This window comes from Bacillus sp. FJAT-42315 (assembly GCF_002797375.1).
Taxonomy (GTDB): Bacteria; Bacillota; Bacilli; order Bacillales; family Domibacillaceae; genus Bacillus_CE.
Genome location: NZ_KZ454941.1, coordinates 3,182,282 through 3,200,681 on the forward strand (window position 1 = coordinate 3,182,282; position 18,400 = coordinate 3,200,681).

Genomic DNA, 18,400 nt, shown 5'->3' on the forward strand with positions numbered 1-18,400 from the left:
TAAGTTAGAGGAGAATGAATCATGAACAACATTTCTTTAGAAATTTTACAACAAACAGCCATGGGGATTCAAAATGATCCATCATTGGGGATGACGAAATGGAGCGCTCAAGTAAACTGGAAAGATGGCGTACAAAACGATCTTTCAATCCGCAACTTCCCTACTCTTACTACAGATGAGCCCGCTCCATTAGGCGGAACAGACAAAGGACCAAACCCGATCGAATATTTAATCGGTGCAGCGGCAAGCTGTTTCGCTATCACATTTGAAGTGATGGCGACACAAAAAGGAATGACATTGAAGCAAGTAGAAGTAACAATCGAAGCGAACTTAAATGCCGCCGTATTTTTAGGAATCGAAGAAGGGGACGGTGGCATTTTAAACCCGATCATTCACCTTAACGTCGACACAGACGGAACGAAAGAACAAATTCAAGAAATCGCCGAGATTGCTTTAACAAAGTCTCCTGTATTAGCTAGCTTGAAAAAAGACATTCAATTAAACATCACAAACTAATAAGAAAAAAGGATTCAGCGCACTAACACGCTGAATCCTTTTTCATTTCCCTTACCGCACAAGAGCAATAATTCCCTCGTCATCATCAAGAACCAACTCAATCCCGGCAGCAAACGGGTCCATGTTCATCTTTTTATCGAGCCAAAAACGAAGCGCTTCAATCATATGAACCGTCGCTAAAATTTGTTTTCGGCCTGTCCAATAGGCTTCCGCTGAAAAACCATGGTCATCATCATACATTAACTCGATTTCTACTTCTTGAGGCGTGATTTGCTTCTGATTAGCAAGATGCAAACAAAGGGCATTAATGATATCTTGCTCAGAAATTTTTACTTTTGCCATGCTTCATCATCCTTGCGTTTCTTTTTCAAAGTCGTAAAGATTTTGCGAGCAATCATCACAATCGCCACGATTGCTAACATATTAATCATAAAGCCAAGGATTGAACCTAAAATACCAAGATCACCAAGCAAACTGCCAAGTAGTAAGCCCGCTAAACCGCCAAGCATCATCCCTTTTAACAGACCGCCTTTATTCGACTTAGTCGCAGTTGATTTTTTCGCCGTCGTCATCGAATCTTTCTTATCGTTTTCTTTCTTAGTTAACGAAGGGCTGTTGCTATCCGTTGAGTTATATGACTTTTTCCCTGATTTATATTTCTTTGCACTCACAGCATATGTGTTTTGATCCATCACATGTGCAAGCGGAGCGAAACATAAACTTAACACTAATAAAGATGCCATTATTTTTTTAATCATTTGAAATCCTCCATTTTTTTATCATCATTTTTGTCACTACAGAGCTGTTTTTTCCTACATACTAAACCTCCTTTTTCCAAATAGAAAGAGCCTACACCAAGTTTGGTATAGGCCCTAAGCACATAAAAGACCTCTACCATTTTAGGTAAGGTCTTGCTAACAACATTCAAAGTTGCCAACAAAGCCGAGAGCCATATGCTCCGTAATGACGACTTTGCTGTAAAAGCTACTCCCCTTATAAGGAATATTAACGATTTACTAATAGCGTAATGGAATAATAGATAATTGTCAAGGAAGTTACTCATCGACTCACATAACTTCCCCATTTTTGATACACAACGTGCTGCAATAGCGCATAATAACCATAAGAAATCGACGCTTGATTGTGCTGAATAATAGCGTTTTGGTACTTCTCTCTCCTATTCATAAACGGTAAATTCGCTAGATGTGTGAAAGATGGCCGTACGATTAATTTGGTCAAATGAGCCGGTTGATTAGCCCCCGCCTTTCGCTTTTTGTTCAACTGGTCAATAATTTGCTCTGCTGTTCCGATGCCAATCCCATGTCCATAATACGTACCATCTTCAAGAACAACAGCATTTTCTCCTCTCCACTGAGGCTTATTCGGATCAAACTCCTCATTTTTAAAATAGACAACATCTCCCGGTAAAGCATGCTCCATTTCCCTAGCTTTCAACCCAAGGTCAGGATCAGCGTGCCAACTGTATAAATGAATCGCTGGAAACCATTGATTAAAAGCCGACTCCCCGATCACGTTTAGCACCGCATGATAATACACAATCAGCTTTGCTGTTGCACATTCAAACGCATATTGCGAACTATTTTTGTAAATATCTAATACCGCATCCGATGGATTCACATCTGGCCGTTGTTGGAAGCCGCCAAAATGAGTCACGTACCAATATTGCGGATTCGCACGCGATGTTTCAAATACAGCAAACCGCGCCTTGCTGTCATTTAACGCTCTAGCGCTTTGAATGATGCTTTTTCGCATGTTCACCTCAAAGGATAAATCACTGATAGATGGATAGGCATACACAACAGGTGCTTTGCTCATTTCTTGAATAATCTTATATTCTACACTGCCAGCTGGCCAATGATCCGCTTGCTGAAAGGGCATTCCTGCTACTGTAATCATGCGATCTCCCCTTTATCACACATTATTACTTACCCTATTCAAAGAGAATGCTCCACATGCCTACATATTATTTTACGGGACTGCGTTTTCCAAAGATCCACTGCCAAAAGGAAGTAGAAGTCGATCGTTCCAGCTTTTCGCTTTTTCTCCCCATTGAAAATCGCAACGGCTCCCAAAACCGTAACGCTACTAACAAACCGCTAATCACAACGGCAGAAAGAGCAAACGTCAACCATGGAATCGATGAGGATGTGCCTAAACGAAGCAACTGCCCACCTGCGAATTTCCCAGCTCCTTCCCCCACGCCGGAAACAAAATTGGTGAGGCCGAAAAATACACCGATCATTTTTGCTGTTCCAAGTCGTGATACGGTCGCATCCATCGTCGGCAAAATTAACATCTCACCAATAATAAAAATCACTCCGCTAGCTAAGAGCCAATAGAAATTCGTCGAGAAATAAATTGAACCAAGCCCTCCACCAATAAATAAAACACCTAAAGCTAACACATACATCGGATGCGTTTTTTCAATAAACCGCCTGGAAATCAACGTTTGCAAGGCAACGACAATGACCGCATTCACCGTCCAAATCAAGCTCACCACACTCGAATCCGGCAAAATGTCCTCTGCTCGTAAAGGCAAGCTCAAAGCCAGCTGCGTATACAATGCCCAAATCAAAATGCTCACTAGCGAAAACACGACAAAGGCTTTATTTTTGAAAATCTCCACATACGCTTTCACTGGAACCGTTTCACAAGGCTCATCGCCACACCCTTTTGGTAGCATGAACAAACTGATTAATCCCGATAATATATAAAGACCGGTCGCCGTATAAAAAATGAGTGGGAACGCCCCACCGAGCACAAAATAAGTTAACAAACCAGCAATCGCAATACCGACATTGGCTGCTACCCCCCTTAAAGAAAAGGCTGTCGTCTTATTGTCCTCCTCCGTCGCAAGGGCTGCAATCGCTGCTTTCGTGGACGGTGTATTTAAGCCAACACCTAATCCACTCAGTAACCCCATACACATCAACAGCCAAACCGTATCAAAAAGAAGAAAACCAGCAATCGCCGCTCCATTCAGCCACGCACCAACAGCGATCACCCCTCTCCGACCGATCCGATCCGCCAACCATCCACCAAACAAACTACTCACTTGATAAGTAAGAGGAGACATCGCCAAGATTAAACCAATTTCAGCAATCGTCATTCCTTTGTCTACCTTTAAAAAAATCGGCAAAAGCGGCACCACCATATATGTACCAAGATGAGCCAGCAATACTCCTATAAGCAAGACTTTCATATGGAAGCCACTTTCCTTCCAATCACCGAACAAAGCCATGATCCCACCTCCCTTTCACTTAGCATTTGCAATTGCTCGTGAAAAATGTAAAGGAGATGACTGAAGTGTGAGGTCATGAAAAAGAAATCTCCTGAATTTTGTCAGGAGATTTCTCGCTTTACAGCACTAGATTTTCTAAACTCCAGTGTTCCGATTGAATGTCTTTTACTTTTTGCACATATTCTTTTTGGATGTCAAAAAGCTCATTCACCGGAAGCTCATCCATAGCTGGAGCAAAAGGATCTTCCACTTCTGTACGCACGCCGCTCATTTCTTCCACAATCGCATGCGAGCAAAATGGAACGTAAGCAGAACTGTACCCACCTTCATGGCAAGCGACCAATTTCCCTGCACAATGACGTTGTGCGATATCCATCATAAAGCGAGTCATCTCTCTAAACCCATCAGCGGTCACCATCATTCGTGCTAATGGATCAAACATACTCGGATCTTGTCCTGCAGAAATCAACACAAGCTCAGGTCTAAATCGATCACTAATTGGAGCAACGATTTCTTTCAAAGCATACCTATATCCTGCATTCCCTGTACCTGCAGGGAGCGGAATATTTACATTAAATCCTTCTCCTTTACCTACACCAATATCTTCTGCTTTTCCACGGCCAGGCGGATAGTTACGCTCTTGATGGATGGAGATAAAAAGAACATTTGGATCGTTATAAAAAGCCGATTCTGTTCCATTCCCATGATGGACATCCCAATCTAAAATAAGAATTCTCCTCAGTCCTAAATGTTTTTGTGCATATTTGGCCGCAATAGCTACATTGTTAAACAAGCAAAACCCCATTCCAAGCTCAGCTTCTGCATGATGACCGGGTGGACGTGTCAGTGCATAAGCATTATCCACCTTCCCGCTTACCACTTCTTCCACCGCAGTAATCGCTCCACCTGCAGACAAAAGAGCGATTTCATATGAGCCTTTACCGACCAGTGCATGTTTTCCAGCGTCTCCATTGCCAATGGCACTCAATTGTTTCACTTTTTCCATATATTCTTTACTATGATAAAGTTGAATGTCTTCTACGGATGCAGGGCGAGGGGCAATTTGTGTGAGGTGCTTCATTAATCCGCTACGTTCCATCAAATTTTTGAATCGTCGTTTCGTTGCAGGGTTTTCTGAATGCATATCTGTTTCAATCCATCCTCCAGGCGGCATAAATAAGGCGCCATTACCAGTATCATGCCAAAAATAACTCTCATCGCAAACAAAACCTGTTTTCTTTCTCATTCACTTCACCTTCCTTATAATATTTCTTACAACTTGATTATAAAGAAAGGACGCAATTGAAAACTATTACCCAAAATGATTATTTTTTAATTATTTTAAATTTTCAGTTTTATAACTTGGATCTTGCTTCATTTCCTACTATACTTATAAACGTAAAATATGCTGAAAGGAGAGAAATTTTATTGTACACTTTACTATCAGCCGCTGATTATGAAAAAATGATTCATTTTGCCAGTATCATTGCGAAACCGACAGAAGATAAGCGTTCCTTAATTCAGCGTGAGTTAGCGACTCAATTTGGCTATGATGAATCAATATTTTGGTATGCCGATGAGCAAGGCAACTTATTTGACCCTCAAATATATGGATTCAGTGATAAAATTTTGTTCGATTATATCAATGAGTTTTCACATTATGACTTTCTCCATCCTCAAAAAAATCTTAGTCTCTTTCAAACAAAACGTGCTTTGAGACTGTCTGATCTAGTCAATCCATCACTTTATGAAGACTCAACATTTTATTGTTCTTTTATGAAGCCTTATGGGTATTATGATGAAATGGTCATTTGCCTTTTTCATGAAGGAACTTGTATTGGAGTCATTGGACTAGCACGCCAAGAAAATTCGGGCGTTTTTACTTCCATGGATTGCAAACGCTTTCAACTGTTATCTGATTTAATTGCTGCCAATCTGTCTCCTCAACAAAGTAAGGAATGTCCCTTACTTTCCAAACGAGAAAACGAAGTGGTTCAACTCCTTAAAGACGGAAAAACGAATCAAGCCATTGCTAGGGAACTATTTATTTCTCAAAATACAGTCAAAAAGCATATCCAAAATATCTTCCAAAAATACAACGTACAAAATAGAACACAACTCGTTCGAAAAATATGGCCAGTACATTAATGGACTATAAAAAAATGAGGTGTCCACCTACGATTAGATGACACCTCATTTTATATAAAAAGCCCCTAACTTCCCACCTTAAAACAAAAACAACCCTAAAGAAATAATTGCTCCACTAACAAATAACAGAATGAGACAGAAGCCCATAATGTCTTTTGCTTTTAATCCAGCAATCGCCAATGCCGGCAATGCCCAAAACGGCTGAATCATATTCGTCCAAGCATCTCCCCACGCCACAGCCATCGCTGTTTTCGCGATTGATACATCCAGACTTTGAGCAGCTTCTAGCATCACTGGTGCCTGAACCGCCCATTGACCTCCACCCGAAGGAACGAAAAAGTTCACAAGACCAGCACTCCAGAAGACGAGCACAGGAAACGTACTTTCCGTTGAAATCGAAACGAAAGCTTCAGATAACACCGTCGCTAACCCTGTGGAGACCATAATTCCCATCAATCCTGCATAAAACGGGAATTGAATAATAATCCCGCTTGCTCCTTTCACCGCATTTCCGACCGCTTCTAAAAAATGTTTCGGTGTGCCATGAAGCAAAATCCCCAGAAATAAAAAGATGAAATTAACGATATCTAAATTCAAATTCCAACCATTATTCACAAAATAAAAGGCTAAAAATGCTAGTCCTAAAAAGCCCGTCACTAGCGAGACGATCCGGCTGTTTTCTAATCGATCGGCTGGCGTTAACTCCGCAGCTTCAACTGTTGCCGCCTGAAATGAATCCGAATCTTCTAGTAAAGAGCGATCAACCACCACCGTTTGATCCTTTGTCGGCATCATTAGGCGATTAATGAGTGGAATCGTCACAAACAGAGCGGTAACGATCACTAAATTATACGTTGAAAATATCGTTTCGCTCGTTGGCACAATGCCAATAATGTTTTCAGCAAAATGCTCCGGTGTCGCAATCGTCAATGGGATCGAACCAGATAATCCCCCATGCCAGACGAGGAACCCGCTATAAGCACTAGCAATTAACAGTCGATAATCCACCCCATCCACTTTTTTCGCCAACTCTTTCGCAAATAACGCTCCAATGACAAGACCGAATCCCCAGTTGATCCAGCACGCTAAAAGCGAAATGACAGAAACAAGAACAATCGCCTGCCCCGGGGACTTCGGAATCGAAGCTAAACTCCCCAACACTTTCTTGAAAAACGGACTGCTCGCCAGTGCATGACCGGTGATCAACACGAGTACCATCTGCATCGCGAATGTCAGCAACCCCCAAAAGCCACCACCCCAATACTCCACGACTTGAAGCGGAGTACTGTCGGTCAAAATCAACGATAAACCAGCGACAAAAAAGGTAAGAATAATAACGAATAAGAACGGGTCTGGCAAATACCTTTGCATTAATTTGTTAGACAACGAAATAAGCACCTTCAACCTTTTCTCCTCCTCACTTCCATAAATACATAATTTTCTAACTTTTTATACATATTCCATTCTTTCTTGGCATCTCCTCTTTCTTTTCGTAGACATATACTGACAAATTCATACAATCACAACAAAAAGCCACCATGATACGGCAGCTTTCTGTTAAAAGAATAACTTCGGACCGGGAGCCGGCGGATGATTGTTGTCATCCATTCGTAAAGACGTACAGTGGTCAGGATAATCAAAAGGAATGAATTGTTCATAGTCCTCCGGAAAAATAGCTGCGTCGTGAAATTCTCTAAATGGCTGATCAACAGGTCTTAATCTATGATCTTTCTCTGTTTTTAAATGATCAACAATCACACTTCCAAGATACCTTCCTAATCGCAGGCCTTCGTTATTATCCACTGGAAAATGAACACCCGCATATAGGCGACTACGTGCATCATCATCCGCAATTTCTCGCAGCTTCTTTGCTTCTGTCGGGAAAAAATAGCTAAGAACGACTTCGGCACAGCCTGACATCGTCGCATGCCCTGATGGATAAGTCGGAAAGCGTGGCGTACACAACAATGTTCTCATCTCTTGATCATATTGATTCGGCCTGGCGACATCCCACCGATATTTTAACTCCCATACAATAATCATCGTGTCGTTAATCGCTGATTGAACAGCCGCTAATATGCGGGCCGCTTGCGTCGGAGTAACGTTATAAGAATCAATTAACCGATCGATTACTGGCGTCCACTGTTTTGTCGGAACTCCTGTACCATAATAAACCCCAAGATTTTCTTGACTAGGCGTTAATTCTTTCAATGTTTTTTGAACCATATATAGTTCTCGATCGAAGTCAATTCGATTTGGATGAACAATCGGTAATTGCATTCTTCTCCCACTAGGATCAAGGACATTTCCGTCTCGATCTCGCTTAAAATAAACGAAAGACCACGAACCAGCTAACGGGGTCACTGGATCATTAGGCGGCTTCGATTCACCCGCATAAGGAATCTCTGACCAGCGTAAATAGTCTTTTCTCATTTTTTTCACCTCTACTTTTTCCTAATTTATTTTATGAAAAAAAGGCAAATGCGTATGGACGTTTCGGCGTCTATGGGAATATTTTTTCGAAGGAGAAGAACACTAAAAAGAAGAAATAGAAAGGAGCGAACACTTATGGGACGTGGAAAAGGCTTTAACCATAAAGAAAAAGGAAATCCGGGAAATTACACAAATAAGATTGCCAAAGGGGCGAAGGAACAGAAAGACCTAGTTGAACCAATTGATGATATCGCTACGTATGAAGCATTTAAAAATCGAACGAATGAATGACAAATAAGACCATGAAAGTCGCCTTTCATGGTCTGTTCCTCTAGCAACTACGCTTTAAACTTCCCTAACCTTAATTGTAAATCTTGAGCTAACTTAGCCAGCGACAACGACGAAGCATTCATTTGTTCCATTGTAGCCATTTGCTCTTCTGTCGCAGCGGCAATCGTTTCTGTATTCGAACTTGTTTCAGCTGATACGTCTGCTATTTGATTGACAGAAGCAACAACACTTAAGGTGTCTGCCTCAAGTGCAACAGCTGCTGAAGCTATTTCATCCATTTCCGTTAATACATGTTCAAACGCGTGACGAATTTCACCAAAATTGGTGCTGGCATCATCAACTAAATGAATACCGCTCTTCACTTCACCCTCAGCCACACTCATCGTTTCTTTTGCATGCAATGTATTGCCTTGGATATGACGAATGATCTCCGTAATTTGCTGAGCCGAGGCCGTTGATTGCTCTGCAAGCTTACGAACTTCACTAGCCACCACAGCAAATCCTTTCCCGTGCTCTCCTGCTCGTGCGGCCTCAATTGATGCATTTAATGCTAATAAATTCGTTTGCTCCGCAATATCTGTAATAATTTGCAAAATACTCGCAATATCTTTAGAACGTTGATATAACACTTCAATCACTTCACCTAAATCATCCACTGTACGATCAATCGTTTTCATTTGATTCGTCACATCGGTTAACGACTGTTTCCCTTCATTCGCTAGCTTAGAAGTTTGATGAATACTTCCCACCGTTTCTTTTGTTCGTTGAGAAATGGATACAATTTGATTTTTCATTTCAGTTACGGTTTGTGCAGTTTCATTTGCATTTTTTGATTGTTGATCGGCATCCGTAAAAATGTCCTGCATCGCCGAAGAAATTTGCTCCGTCGCACGACTTGTTTCTTCAGAAGAGGCACTTAGCTGTTCACTTGCTGCAGCCACCTGCTCTGAATGAGAACGAACATCATGGATAATTTCTTTCAATTCATCCGTCATTTCTTGAAAATGAATCGCTAAACGACCAATTTCATCCTTATTCTTCACCTCAAATTTTTCAATCAATAAATTCCCATGAGCGACTTCTTTCATCGCCACTTCCACATTCATAATCGGAGTGACTAAACGTTTGGAATAGATAACAATGATTACAGAACCAATAATTAAAGCTATTCCTAACGTAAGCAATAACGTGTAAATAATCTTATTTGCCCCTTGATTAAAATCCATCATATACGTACCAGCATTAACAATCCATCCCCAATGCGGGTCCTTTTCAGTATACGTAATCTTATCGGCCAACTCATCCGAATCAGGTAGTGGCCAGTTAAATTTAATAAAGCCTCCACCTTCATTTGCAAGCTTCACAATCTCTCGACTAGCATACGTACCATCTTTCGTTTTTACATCCCAAATATTTTCTCCCTCTAAAAATGGATGTGCTATTTCATTTCCTTTATCGTCGATGATATAAACATAACCATTTTCACCTAGATCAAACCGATCAGAAATCGGTCTCGTTCCATCCCCATTCTTTTTCCCTAAAATCGTTTCTTTCACTTGTTCCTGTGCATCTTCTAGCTCAAGCTTTCCATCTTTGACTTGTTGATCAAGCATGGTGATCATCGCCAATACATAACGCACATCATTCTTTAAACTCTTCTCTCCGGCCTTGTTCAGTTCACCTTTAGCTGTGAAAAAGCCCATCGACCCGATTAAAAGACTAGGGACTGCTAGTAAAATTAAACATAAAGCAATTAAATTCGTCTTAATCGTTTTGTTTTTCATACAAAGATTCCTTTCCCTTTAGCTGTCATGCTTATTTTACTTAAATCAAGACTTTCCAACTACAAGAATTTCCTTTCTTCATACTTTCTTCATGAAAAAAAGAACATTTTTTAACAACTGATAACCATTTGATTTTAATTTTTCACAGAAAAAAGACGAGAAGCTCCTACCTTGTAGTCTCTCGCCGTTTTTTAGATTGCACCTATTTAACCACTTTCAATATTTCTTTAAATGCAGCTGTATCCGCTGATTGTAATAGTTCGTATAACGCCATTTCCACGCTTGTCGGCAAAATGCCAAGCGCTTTCATTTTTTCAAGACCGACTTGTTTATTCGCTAACGTCCGTGAAGACACCGCATCTGCGACGATTTGCACTTTATAACCTGATTCCTTCAATTCCGCACTCGTTTGATACACACAAATATGCGTCTCGATGCCACCAACTAATATTTGCTTCCGCCCTGTCGCTTCCACCGCTTGCTTAAACTGTTCATTTTTCCAGCCACTGAATGTCATTTTGCTAATCGGCTCAAGTCCTCGCAACTCGTCAGCAAGCTCTTCTACCGTCGCTCCTAATCCTTCTGGATACTGCTCAAGCCAAATGATCGGGACGTTTAAAATTTGTAACCCTTTAATCAGCCTCTGTAGCTGCTGAATCATCGCCCCACTCTCATGAACAACACGAGCTAGCTTTCCTTGGACATCAACTAATACAAACACCGTTTCATCTTTGTTCAGCATATCATTCACTCCCTTTTAAAAATCCAAACGCTTCATAAATTCTTCCGCGGCACTATATCCTTGCTGCCTTAAATACCAATTATTCGCCGCCGCTTCAATTAACCCTGCCACATCCCGACCTGGCTGAAGCTGAATTTGCACATGTGGAATTTGCACACCCATATAATCGGTAAACTTCGATTCCACCTCTAGTTCATTGTTTAACGAATTGTCCTCCCATTTCGTTAATTCAATATCAAGCGCAATTCGCGTTTCATCTTGAAAAGCCTTCCTACCATACAAACGCACAACATTTAATAAACCGATGCTCCGCAAAGCAAGAAATTCCTTATTCGTTTCATTATGAGTCCCAAGCAACGTTCGCGGACTAAGTTTCCGCAACACGACAATATCATCCGCCACTAACCGATGGCCGCGACCAATTAACGTATGAGCCGTTTCACTTTTGCCGACTCCCGATTTCCCCCGCAGTAAAATACCAATCCCAGAAACATTGACACAAACACCATGTATCGCTGTTTCTGGAGCGAGCATTTTCAACATATATGTATGAAGCTTCGCAACAAAGACCGTCGTCGGCCCCTCCGCCCGCAATAAAGGAATCCCCGCTTGCGCACAGCATTGCCTTAAATGCGTCAGCTCCTCCTGCTTCCCAGTGACGATCATACACGGAGGGTTATATTTCATAATATTGCCGATCCGCACCTTCTGCTCTTCAACGCTTAATTGCTGTAAATAATTGATCTCATTTCGACCAAGAACTTGCACATGCTCCATTGGCAAAAAGTCAAAGTAATCAATAAATTCTAACCCTGGACGAGTTGTCTTTGACTTGATGATCAGACGACTCAAATACTCTCCGCCCGCCACAACCTCCAACGAGAAATGGCGAACAAGCTGCTCTACCTCGATTGTCTTCATGCCACCCACACACTCCTTTAATACCACAAATTATATCAGATTTACAGCAAAATCCCCCTCATTTTTTAAACGTTGATACAATAGCCAATGCAATCCATGCTACAGCCACAGTATTAGCGAAAGAAGCAAAGTCCGTTAATATGTAACACCCTGTCAACAATGCTAACAATCCCATAACAATAGAAGGTGTCGTACGAATTAATTTCGTTTCCCCCTAGCATTCGTCACACCCCTTTTAAAGATTAGCTAACTCTCGTTGAACACGTTCACGAAATTCATCATCCGTTAAAAATTTGAGCTGAAAACTATTCATATTGCGTGAAAGCTTCTTTTGTTCAAATAAATTTAAGTCATTTGCGAAAAAAGCCAGTTCCGTTTGATTCCCTTTTTTATCAGTAGCATACATCGCCATCGTAAGCACAAAAGCAGTCGATCCACCTTTTTGGCCGGCATGTTCGAGCCATTCCTGATTTTTCGGATTGTTCATTAACGATTCCATAACAGGATCTAGATGTTCATAGACGGACTTCTTGAAAAATGTTTTGCTATTGAGCTTTTCCATAATCGCTACATAGTCTGCTGTCGTTGCTCGCGTTAAACGATCAGACCAAACTTTTTGGAAATCCATATCGAGCATTTTCACCAACTGCTTCTTCTCTTCATCAGAAGGCGGCTCGTTTTGCCATTGTTGATGGATGGCGGTAGATCGCTCACGATATTCAGCCATATCCATCTCTTTTACTGCTTGCAACGTTTCCTCTTTCGATAAATTCTTCTCTCTCATAAGCTGCAAAGGAACGAACAGTGTGCTGACTATCGGATAAATCGCTTCATGATTTTTCACACCGACCTCTTCAAGAACACGATTGATATTTTCAAGCCCAAGCACTTGGATTAGATAGTCCGTATTAGCATTAGAGCTGTAAGCAAACATTCCTTTTGCCACTTCACTCAAAGAAACACTATCAATCTCTTTATCTTTTTTTACAGAATCGATCCATGCCTCATGCGCACCACCGTCCGTTTTTGGGACATAATAAGCATTTAATTCCTTAAATGCTACTGGCTGTTGCGGATCAACCTGTCCATCCGCTGCCTGCTTGGCATACTCAATCGCTACAATCGCTTTGACTGTGCTCGCTAGTGGAAGCGGCTCCCCACCATTGACCTCTACCCATTTTTCCTTATTATGCTGGACAGATAATGCAACATTTTTATGCTCAGCATTCTCTTTTAAAAACTCCAAAATATATTCAGGATCATCCTTTTGAAACATCCAAATGCCAACTCCAATTACTAAAATGATAGTAACGACAATCACTATACCTATCCAAAGTATCATCTTCAACCGTGACACCTCCTAATGATATATACGAATTATCCAGCATTTGGTTTCATGAAAAACAAAAACACTTTCCGCTCATGGAAAGTGCTCTTAACAAAGCTTATAAGCTATCTTGTTTCAGATCGCCAGTTTCTCCTGTGTACGGATTAAAATAAAAATAGGCATCTAACTTTTCTGAATAAAACACATAGACTTGGTCTTCATGATGTTTTTGATTATGATGAAACCCCATCGTTGTTTGATAATCTTTTTCTAGAATCTCTAAAGCTTTATTCACTTCATATTGAGGCTTTGTGATAAAGAAATAGCTAGGAATAACCAATAATAACAACACTGACAATACGCTGATCGTGAACCGTGCGGTCTTTCTCTCACTAAAAATAAAAATGATATTGGCTAAAACAGCCACCACATAAAAAATTGTAACATGAATTGTGCCCATTATATCTGCATATTTCTTCTGGAAAAAATATAAGAGCAGGCATTCGATCATTAATAGTGCAATGATGACAACATTAATTGTTCTTCCCATTCGCCTCTCCCTATAACCAATCAATTAGTCTTCAAGCTTCAAATAATATGATCGATTCGATTAATGACTTTCACATAAATATTCTTTCTCGTCCTTTTCAGTATGATTAGTACTGATAACAAAAACAATTGAACCATACTTATAGTAACCCCTGCTTTTAAAAAAGAGTTAAACATGAAATAAGCCGTATCTAAACGTAAAAATAGGAAAGAGAAGCCACCTAGAAAAATAGCCGAAACGAAAAAACCTAATTCATAAGGAAACTTTTTCTTGAAAGAATAAATAATAAATTTCACACTGATCGATGCTAAAATTGCATACAGTATAGAGAAAGTAACACTCAAAATAGTTATCATAAAGCTTTTTTGTTCTTTCTAAACAACATATTTAAAAGTATTATAGTAGCTGAGATAATGAAAGATTTTAAAAAATTCTCTGACCAGTTGAACACATCAAACTTCAAATAATCATATGTAACTAAAGATATGAAAAATAAAAATATAACAGATGAAACAATTAGTATTTTCCGAGAATTCAACTTCATCGTATGCCTCCCGTATGTATTTCACCTTATTGTAGTGAATTTATTATTGTAACTACTTCTAAATTATTCCTCAGAAGGTTTTAATATCGTTCTCCTTACTATACCAATCACTGATCCACACGCTAAAATAATCAATGAAATGTAAACAGTATCCAGTCTCCCTTGAAGGATGACAAAAATTAAAATCGATACCAACACTACAAAAGTAATTAATATACTGTCTAACTTTTTCATAGACTCGCCTCCATTTTACTTTGATTGGTCCACACTTTCACTTCTTCATAAAACCCCTTAATACTATATTGGATATAATAATATTCATGAAGTATTTTGAGACTCCCACGGCTAAATCCACAAACTATGAGAGTCTCAAATCTTAAAGCCGGACTTCCTTAGAGTAAAAAAAGTTGTAATAAAAATAATTGGAAAAGAAACTACTAAGTATAAAATACCCTTAGGCATGAACATGTTAAAAAAGTAAAAAAATAAAGTTACCCAAATAAATGCAACAACAATTCCTAATGTTTTTTTCATAGATACTTATACTGGCCTCCCTCTATCAGAGTTGATTTCTCACTGATTTAACGTTTCGGGGTATTTTTGCGCAACGCCCCGAAACGGTTTAATAAGCTATAAGCGAAAGCGCAGAGAAAATGGGCATCGTTATGCTATTCCAAGCCACATCTTTTGATGAGTGTAATTTTTTCATTAGTTCACCTCCACTTTACTTTGATTGATCTCCCCCTTCACTTCTTCATATAACCCTCACATATTTCACTTTTAAAAAACATCAATATATCTTTTGAAATATCCCAATAGCTATCTAAAATATCATTTTTAACTGAGACACCTTTTAATAACATATACGAATTATCCAGCATTTGGTTTCATAAAAACAAAAAACAACTTCCATTGAATAGAACGTGCTTTTAATAACGTTAGAATAACCTTGGCCAGTCGCAAATAAAAAATTTCTTTTAAGACTCTGCCATAACCTGCTGCCGCTCTGATTTATCCGCATACATCTGTGCATCAGCTTGTGCAAACAGCTGCGTCATTTGTCCAAAAGAATGGGGGTGGTAAGCAGAGCCAATGGATAGCTGGATGGATCGCTCGTTCTGACTATTGTTATACTCATCAATGACCGTTGTGATTTGAGTCATTAGATTATTAACAGCTGCCTCTGTTGCACTGATCATTAATAACACGAATTCATCGCCACCAATTCGTGCTACAATTGTTTGTTCATTCGCAAAATGCTTCAATAGCTTAGCTGTTTCAATAATTAGTTCATCGCCCACTTTATGCCCAAAATGATCATTGTAATATTTTAATTGGTCCAAATCGCATAAAATAATGCCCACGGAAATATCCACTTCTTCATCATACGTTGTCATCGCCCGTTCAAAAAACTCACGGTTATGAATAGACGTCAAACTGTCATGATACACCCGATATTCTAACTCTTGCTGTAGCCGCACTTTCTCATCAATGTTGCGAACCACTCCTTGAACGGCAACTAACTCTCCTGCTTTATAAATGGGCGTAGCATGATCTTCATACCAACGATAATTCCCACCATGGTCGATCCATCTTTGAATAATAGGCTCCTCATAGTTCAACTCACCTTTAATCTTTTTCTTCAGAAGCTGTTCATCATCCGGGTGAATACGCTGAAAAGGAAGATCAGGGTCTTCATAAGCTCGTTCTACCGCTCCCTCACCAAAAAACAAATTTGCCGCAGGAGACACATACTTGAACTGGCGCTTCGGTTTCAGCTCATAATAATATAAGAGGTCCTTTGAATAATTTAATAATTCGAGGTGGTTTTGCTGCTTTCGTTTCCTTCTAGTTCCTAACAAGCCGTACATAGATAACACACCAACAAGAAAACCAGTTATTATTCCGATATAGAGACTATTCATCTGATCGCCCTCAATCCCCGATTTTTTTTACATTTACACTGTATCAAACTACCTAACCAAATATTTGATAACCTGTGATGAGCCAATCTAAAAAAACGACCTTCCCCGATGAAATACTCAGGAAAAGGCCGTACCTTCTTCATATATCAAGCTATGCCGACTTTTTGCTTACTGCAACCTCTCCACATACTCCCGAACCATATCAGGCGTCACTACCTTACGAGTTGGGATCAAGCGATGATTCGCTAACACATTAATTTGCTCCGTCACTTCATTAATGCGATCCGTCGTAAACTCCTTCCCCGCTTTGCACAGCTCCACAGCCTCTTCAATATACGCTTCCCGCTGCTCGTCCAACAAAGCAAACTCTCGATACAATTTATTTTGCTTTTCAGCATGTAATATAAGGTCTTTATGTACACTCATGATCGTACCTCCTATGATTTGTTCAATAGCTACATTCTATATTAACAAGTTCATATAAAAAACTAAAGATTGCAAATTGCTAATTTTCGATATTTTTATCGAAAGTAGCTAGTAACTAGTTATCAATAAAATAAGTTACGGACTGCATAATACAATGTTTTAAGTGAATCAAACAATACTGGAAAAATATCTAAAAACGTTTGTATTGGACTAGTGAGAAAGCCTAAAATCAAACCAATGGGAAGCATAATAATAGCAACTAAAAAACCTATGATCGCATAAAAAATATCTAAAGCAATGAATGTTATCGCTGAGCCCTTTGCTACAATATTGGTAAGTCTCTCGAAATCATCGGCGTTTTTCCACATATAAATATCTAACCTGATATTAGCTATTAACTTAGCAGGAAGATTAACAAGATAAGACAGATTATATGTCGTCATCGTTGTCGCACTAAACGTTCCCGTTACCCATCTTTCTTCATCACCCGGAAGCTGAAAATGGTATTTCAAATCTCCTTCTCCCCACGCAAACGAAAGCTTCCTCATTGCTTGTGGATCATTCACTAATGCCCGACGAGAAAGAGATTGGCCTTCTAAAATTCGTGTTGTTCGCATCACATTCCCGTAATCCCCCATATCACGCAAAAACGCTTGAAAATCCGTTAACTCTTCCTCCTCCTCACTACTGCCTAACATCTTATCAAAACTCCCATAATAAGATGCCACTAATTGCTTGGCACGATACGTATCAACCTCCTCCGGCTGAGGCGTCCCACACCCCGTAAGAACAACAATCGACAACAACATGATAAATGGCCATAATATTTTTTTCATTCCGTCTTCTCCTCCTCTTAGTGATCTCAAAATTTATGGAAGGTTGTTCATTGTAGTTAATGATAAGTGTTATGAAATAGTCTCCTCTCTACTAATCTATTAGATGAATGTTTCGCCCCTATATTTAACTATTAATGAACAACCCGGTATCTTTATCATAAATATTTGGTTGGACGTATTGTGTACTTGGGGTGGAGGATGAAGGAACTTTTACGTATTGTGGAATGTGGAAAATCCCCAGCTGTGGTTAACTGGGGATTCGGAGTATTATATAAATCAAGCTTAATTTCCCACCACGTTTAAAACTGCCGTTTTCCTGCAAAACAAAAAGTATTCACAAACGTTGACCTAACAACATTTGCGAGTGTTTTACTATTTTTAAGATAAAACCGATTTTTTCTAAAGATACCGGGCGCATTTATTGTTTTGAGATCGACTATAGATTTTTCATTAAGTCTTTTTCCACTATATCTAATGCCACAAGCAGACGCATAGCTCTTCGGTACTGCTCATTTACAATACAAATTTCAATGATTGATATTAACTTTTCGATTTTTTCTATTTTTTTTGCTGCTGGTCCTTTTTTCTGAAGGCTCATTGCTAATTTTAGCGTCAGTTCTTCATTATAAAATATACGATTTATTTTATGCTCTAGCACTTGTTGCAATACAATTGACTGCTGTAATTGATCCATA

20 protein-coding genes are annotated in these 18,400 nt (G+C 39.6%); 3 read left to right on the top strand and 17 right to left on the bottom strand.

Translation table 11 applies throughout. The features are described from left to right. Positions 1 to 21: 21 nt before the first annotated feature. Positions 22 to 516: an OsmC family protein gene (locus CEF22_RS15565; protein WP_100403583.1), complete on the top strand. Its 495-nt coding sequence runs from the start codon at positions 22 to 24 to the stop codon at positions 514 to 516. Positions 517 to 567: 51 nt separating this feature from the next. Here CEF22_RS15565 and CEF22_RS15570 read toward each other — a convergent pair whose 3' ends face one another. The 5 genes from CEF22_RS15570 to CEF22_RS15595 form a co-directional block, all read right to left on the bottom strand. Then, positions 568 to 858 (bottom strand): YxcD family protein, encoded by a 291-nt coding sequence (locus CEF22_RS15570; protein ID WP_095479589.1) that lies wholly within the window; start codon positions 856 to 858, stop codon positions 568 to 570. Continuing rightward, positions 846 to 1,274, bottom strand: a complete 429-nt coding sequence (locus CEF22_RS15575; protein WP_232726143.1) for a hypothetical protein — start codon at positions 1,272 to 1,274, stop codon at positions 846 to 848. Before CEF22_RS15575 ends, CEF22_RS15570 begins: the two co-directional genes overlap by 13 nt. Before the next feature lie 301 nt (positions 1,275 to 1,575). Further along, complete coding sequence (locus CEF22_RS15585) at positions 1,576 to 2,433, bottom strand: protein-glutamine gamma-glutamyltransferase (protein WP_100403585.1); 858 nt, start codon at positions 2,431 to 2,433, stop codon at positions 1,576 to 1,578. A gap of 67 nt (positions 2,434 to 2,500) precedes the next feature. After that, positions 2,501 to 3,778 (bottom strand): MFS transporter, encoded by a 1,278-nt coding sequence (locus CEF22_RS15590; RefSeq protein ID WP_100403586.1) that lies wholly within the window; start codon positions 3,776 to 3,778, stop codon positions 2,501 to 2,503. A 118-nt stretch (positions 3,779 to 3,896) separates the two neighbouring features. Then, complete coding sequence (locus CEF22_RS15595; RefSeq protein ID WP_100403587.1) at positions 3,897 to 5,024, bottom strand: class II histone deacetylase; 1,128 nt, start codon at positions 5,022 to 5,024, stop codon at positions 3,897 to 3,899. 56 nt (positions 5,025 to 5,080) lie between these two features. On the opposite strand from CEF22_RS15595, the gene CEF22_RS18875 reads away from it, so the two are divergent. Continuing rightward, positions 5,081 to 5,926 carry a LuxR C-terminal-related transcriptional regulator gene (locus tag CEF22_RS18875; RefSeq protein WP_141236837.1) on the top strand — a complete coding sequence of 282 codons (846 nt, stop codon included), beginning with the start codon at positions 5,081 to 5,083 and terminating at the stop codon, positions 5,924 to 5,926. A 78-nt stretch (positions 5,927 to 6,004) separates the two neighbouring features. On the opposite strand, the gene CEF22_RS15605 is transcribed toward CEF22_RS18875, so the two are convergent. Continuing rightward, positions 6,005 to 7,330: a short-chain fatty acid transporter gene (locus CEF22_RS15605; protein ID WP_100403588.1), complete on the bottom strand. Its 1,326-nt coding sequence runs from the start codon at positions 7,328 to 7,330 to the stop codon at positions 6,005 to 6,007. A 153-nt stretch (positions 7,331 to 7,483) separates the two neighbouring features. Further along, on the bottom strand, positions 7,484 to 8,359 hold the full coding sequence (locus CEF22_RS15610) for a vanadium-dependent haloperoxidase (protein WP_100403589.1): 876 nt from the start codon (positions 8,357 to 8,359) through the stop codon (positions 7,484 to 7,486). A 135-nt stretch (positions 8,360 to 8,494) separates the two neighbouring features. Here CEF22_RS15610 and CEF22_RS18755 point away from each other — a divergent pair, with 135 nt between their 5' ends. Continuing rightward, positions 8,495 to 8,650: a hypothetical protein gene (locus CEF22_RS18755; RefSeq protein ID WP_170941873.1), complete on the top strand. Its 156-nt coding sequence runs from the start codon at positions 8,495 to 8,497 to the stop codon at positions 8,648 to 8,650. A 47-nt stretch (positions 8,651 to 8,697) separates the two neighbouring features. Here CEF22_RS18755 and CEF22_RS15615 read toward each other — a convergent pair whose 3' ends face one another. From CEF22_RS15615 to CEF22_RS15665, 10 genes are all read right to left on the bottom strand, one after another. Next, positions 8,698 to 10,434 (bottom strand): methyl-accepting chemotaxis protein, encoded by a 1,737-nt coding sequence (locus CEF22_RS15615; RefSeq protein ID WP_100403590.1) that lies wholly within the window; start codon positions 10,432 to 10,434, stop codon positions 8,698 to 8,700. A 202-nt stretch (positions 10,435 to 10,636) separates the two neighbouring features. Beyond that, positions 10,637 to 11,176, bottom strand: coding sequence for a hydrolase (locus CEF22_RS15620; RefSeq protein WP_100403591.1), 540 nt, complete (start codon positions 11,174 to 11,176; stop codon positions 10,637 to 10,639). Between the two features lie 15 nt (positions 11,177 to 11,191). Beyond that, positions 11,192 to 12,097 carry an HPr(Ser) kinase/phosphatase gene (gene hprK, locus CEF22_RS15625; protein WP_095479598.1) on the bottom strand — a complete coding sequence of 302 codons (906 nt, stop codon included), beginning with the start codon at positions 12,095 to 12,097 and terminating at the stop codon, positions 11,192 to 11,194. 235 nt (positions 12,098 to 12,332) lie between these two features. Next, on the bottom strand, positions 12,333 to 13,439 hold the full coding sequence (locus tag CEF22_RS15630) for a serine hydrolase (protein ID WP_100404043.1): 1,107 nt from the start codon (positions 13,437 to 13,439) through the stop codon (positions 12,333 to 12,335). Positions 13,440 to 13,542: 103 nt separating this feature from the next. Further along, the gene (locus tag CEF22_RS15635) at positions 13,543 to 13,974 is read right to left on the bottom strand and encodes a hypothetical protein (protein ID WP_100403592.1); all 432 of its coding nucleotides are present in this window, start codon (positions 13,972 to 13,974) and stop codon (positions 13,543 to 13,545) included. 607 nt (positions 13,975 to 14,581) lie between these two features. Then, positions 14,582 to 14,752 carry a hypothetical protein gene (locus CEF22_RS18595; RefSeq protein ID WP_157843251.1) on the bottom strand — a complete coding sequence of 57 codons (171 nt, stop codon included), beginning with the start codon at positions 14,750 to 14,752 and terminating at the stop codon, positions 14,582 to 14,584. A gap of 743 nt (positions 14,753 to 15,495) precedes the next feature. After that, the gene (locus tag CEF22_RS15650; protein ID WP_100403595.1) at positions 15,496 to 16,443 is read right to left on the bottom strand and encodes a sensor domain-containing diguanylate cyclase; all 948 of its coding nucleotides are present in this window, start codon (positions 16,441 to 16,443) and stop codon (positions 15,496 to 15,498) included. 168 nt (positions 16,444 to 16,611) lie between these two features. Then, positions 16,612 to 16,869: a DUF2533 family protein gene (locus tag CEF22_RS15655; protein ID WP_100403596.1), complete on the bottom strand. Its 258-nt coding sequence runs from the start codon at positions 16,867 to 16,869 to the stop codon at positions 16,612 to 16,614. A gap of 122 nt (positions 16,870 to 16,991) precedes the next feature. Next, on the bottom strand, positions 16,992 to 17,705 hold the full coding sequence (locus CEF22_RS15660; RefSeq protein ID WP_100403597.1) for a hypothetical protein: 714 nt from the start codon (positions 17,703 to 17,705) through the stop codon (positions 16,992 to 16,994). Positions 17,706 to 18,141: 436 nt separating this feature from the next. Next, the gene (locus tag CEF22_RS15665; RefSeq protein ID WP_198508080.1) at positions 18,142 to 18,399 is read right to left on the bottom strand and encodes a hypothetical protein; all 258 of its coding nucleotides are present in this window, start codon (positions 18,397 to 18,399) and stop codon (positions 18,142 to 18,144) included. Position 18,400: the final 1 nt, after the last annotated feature.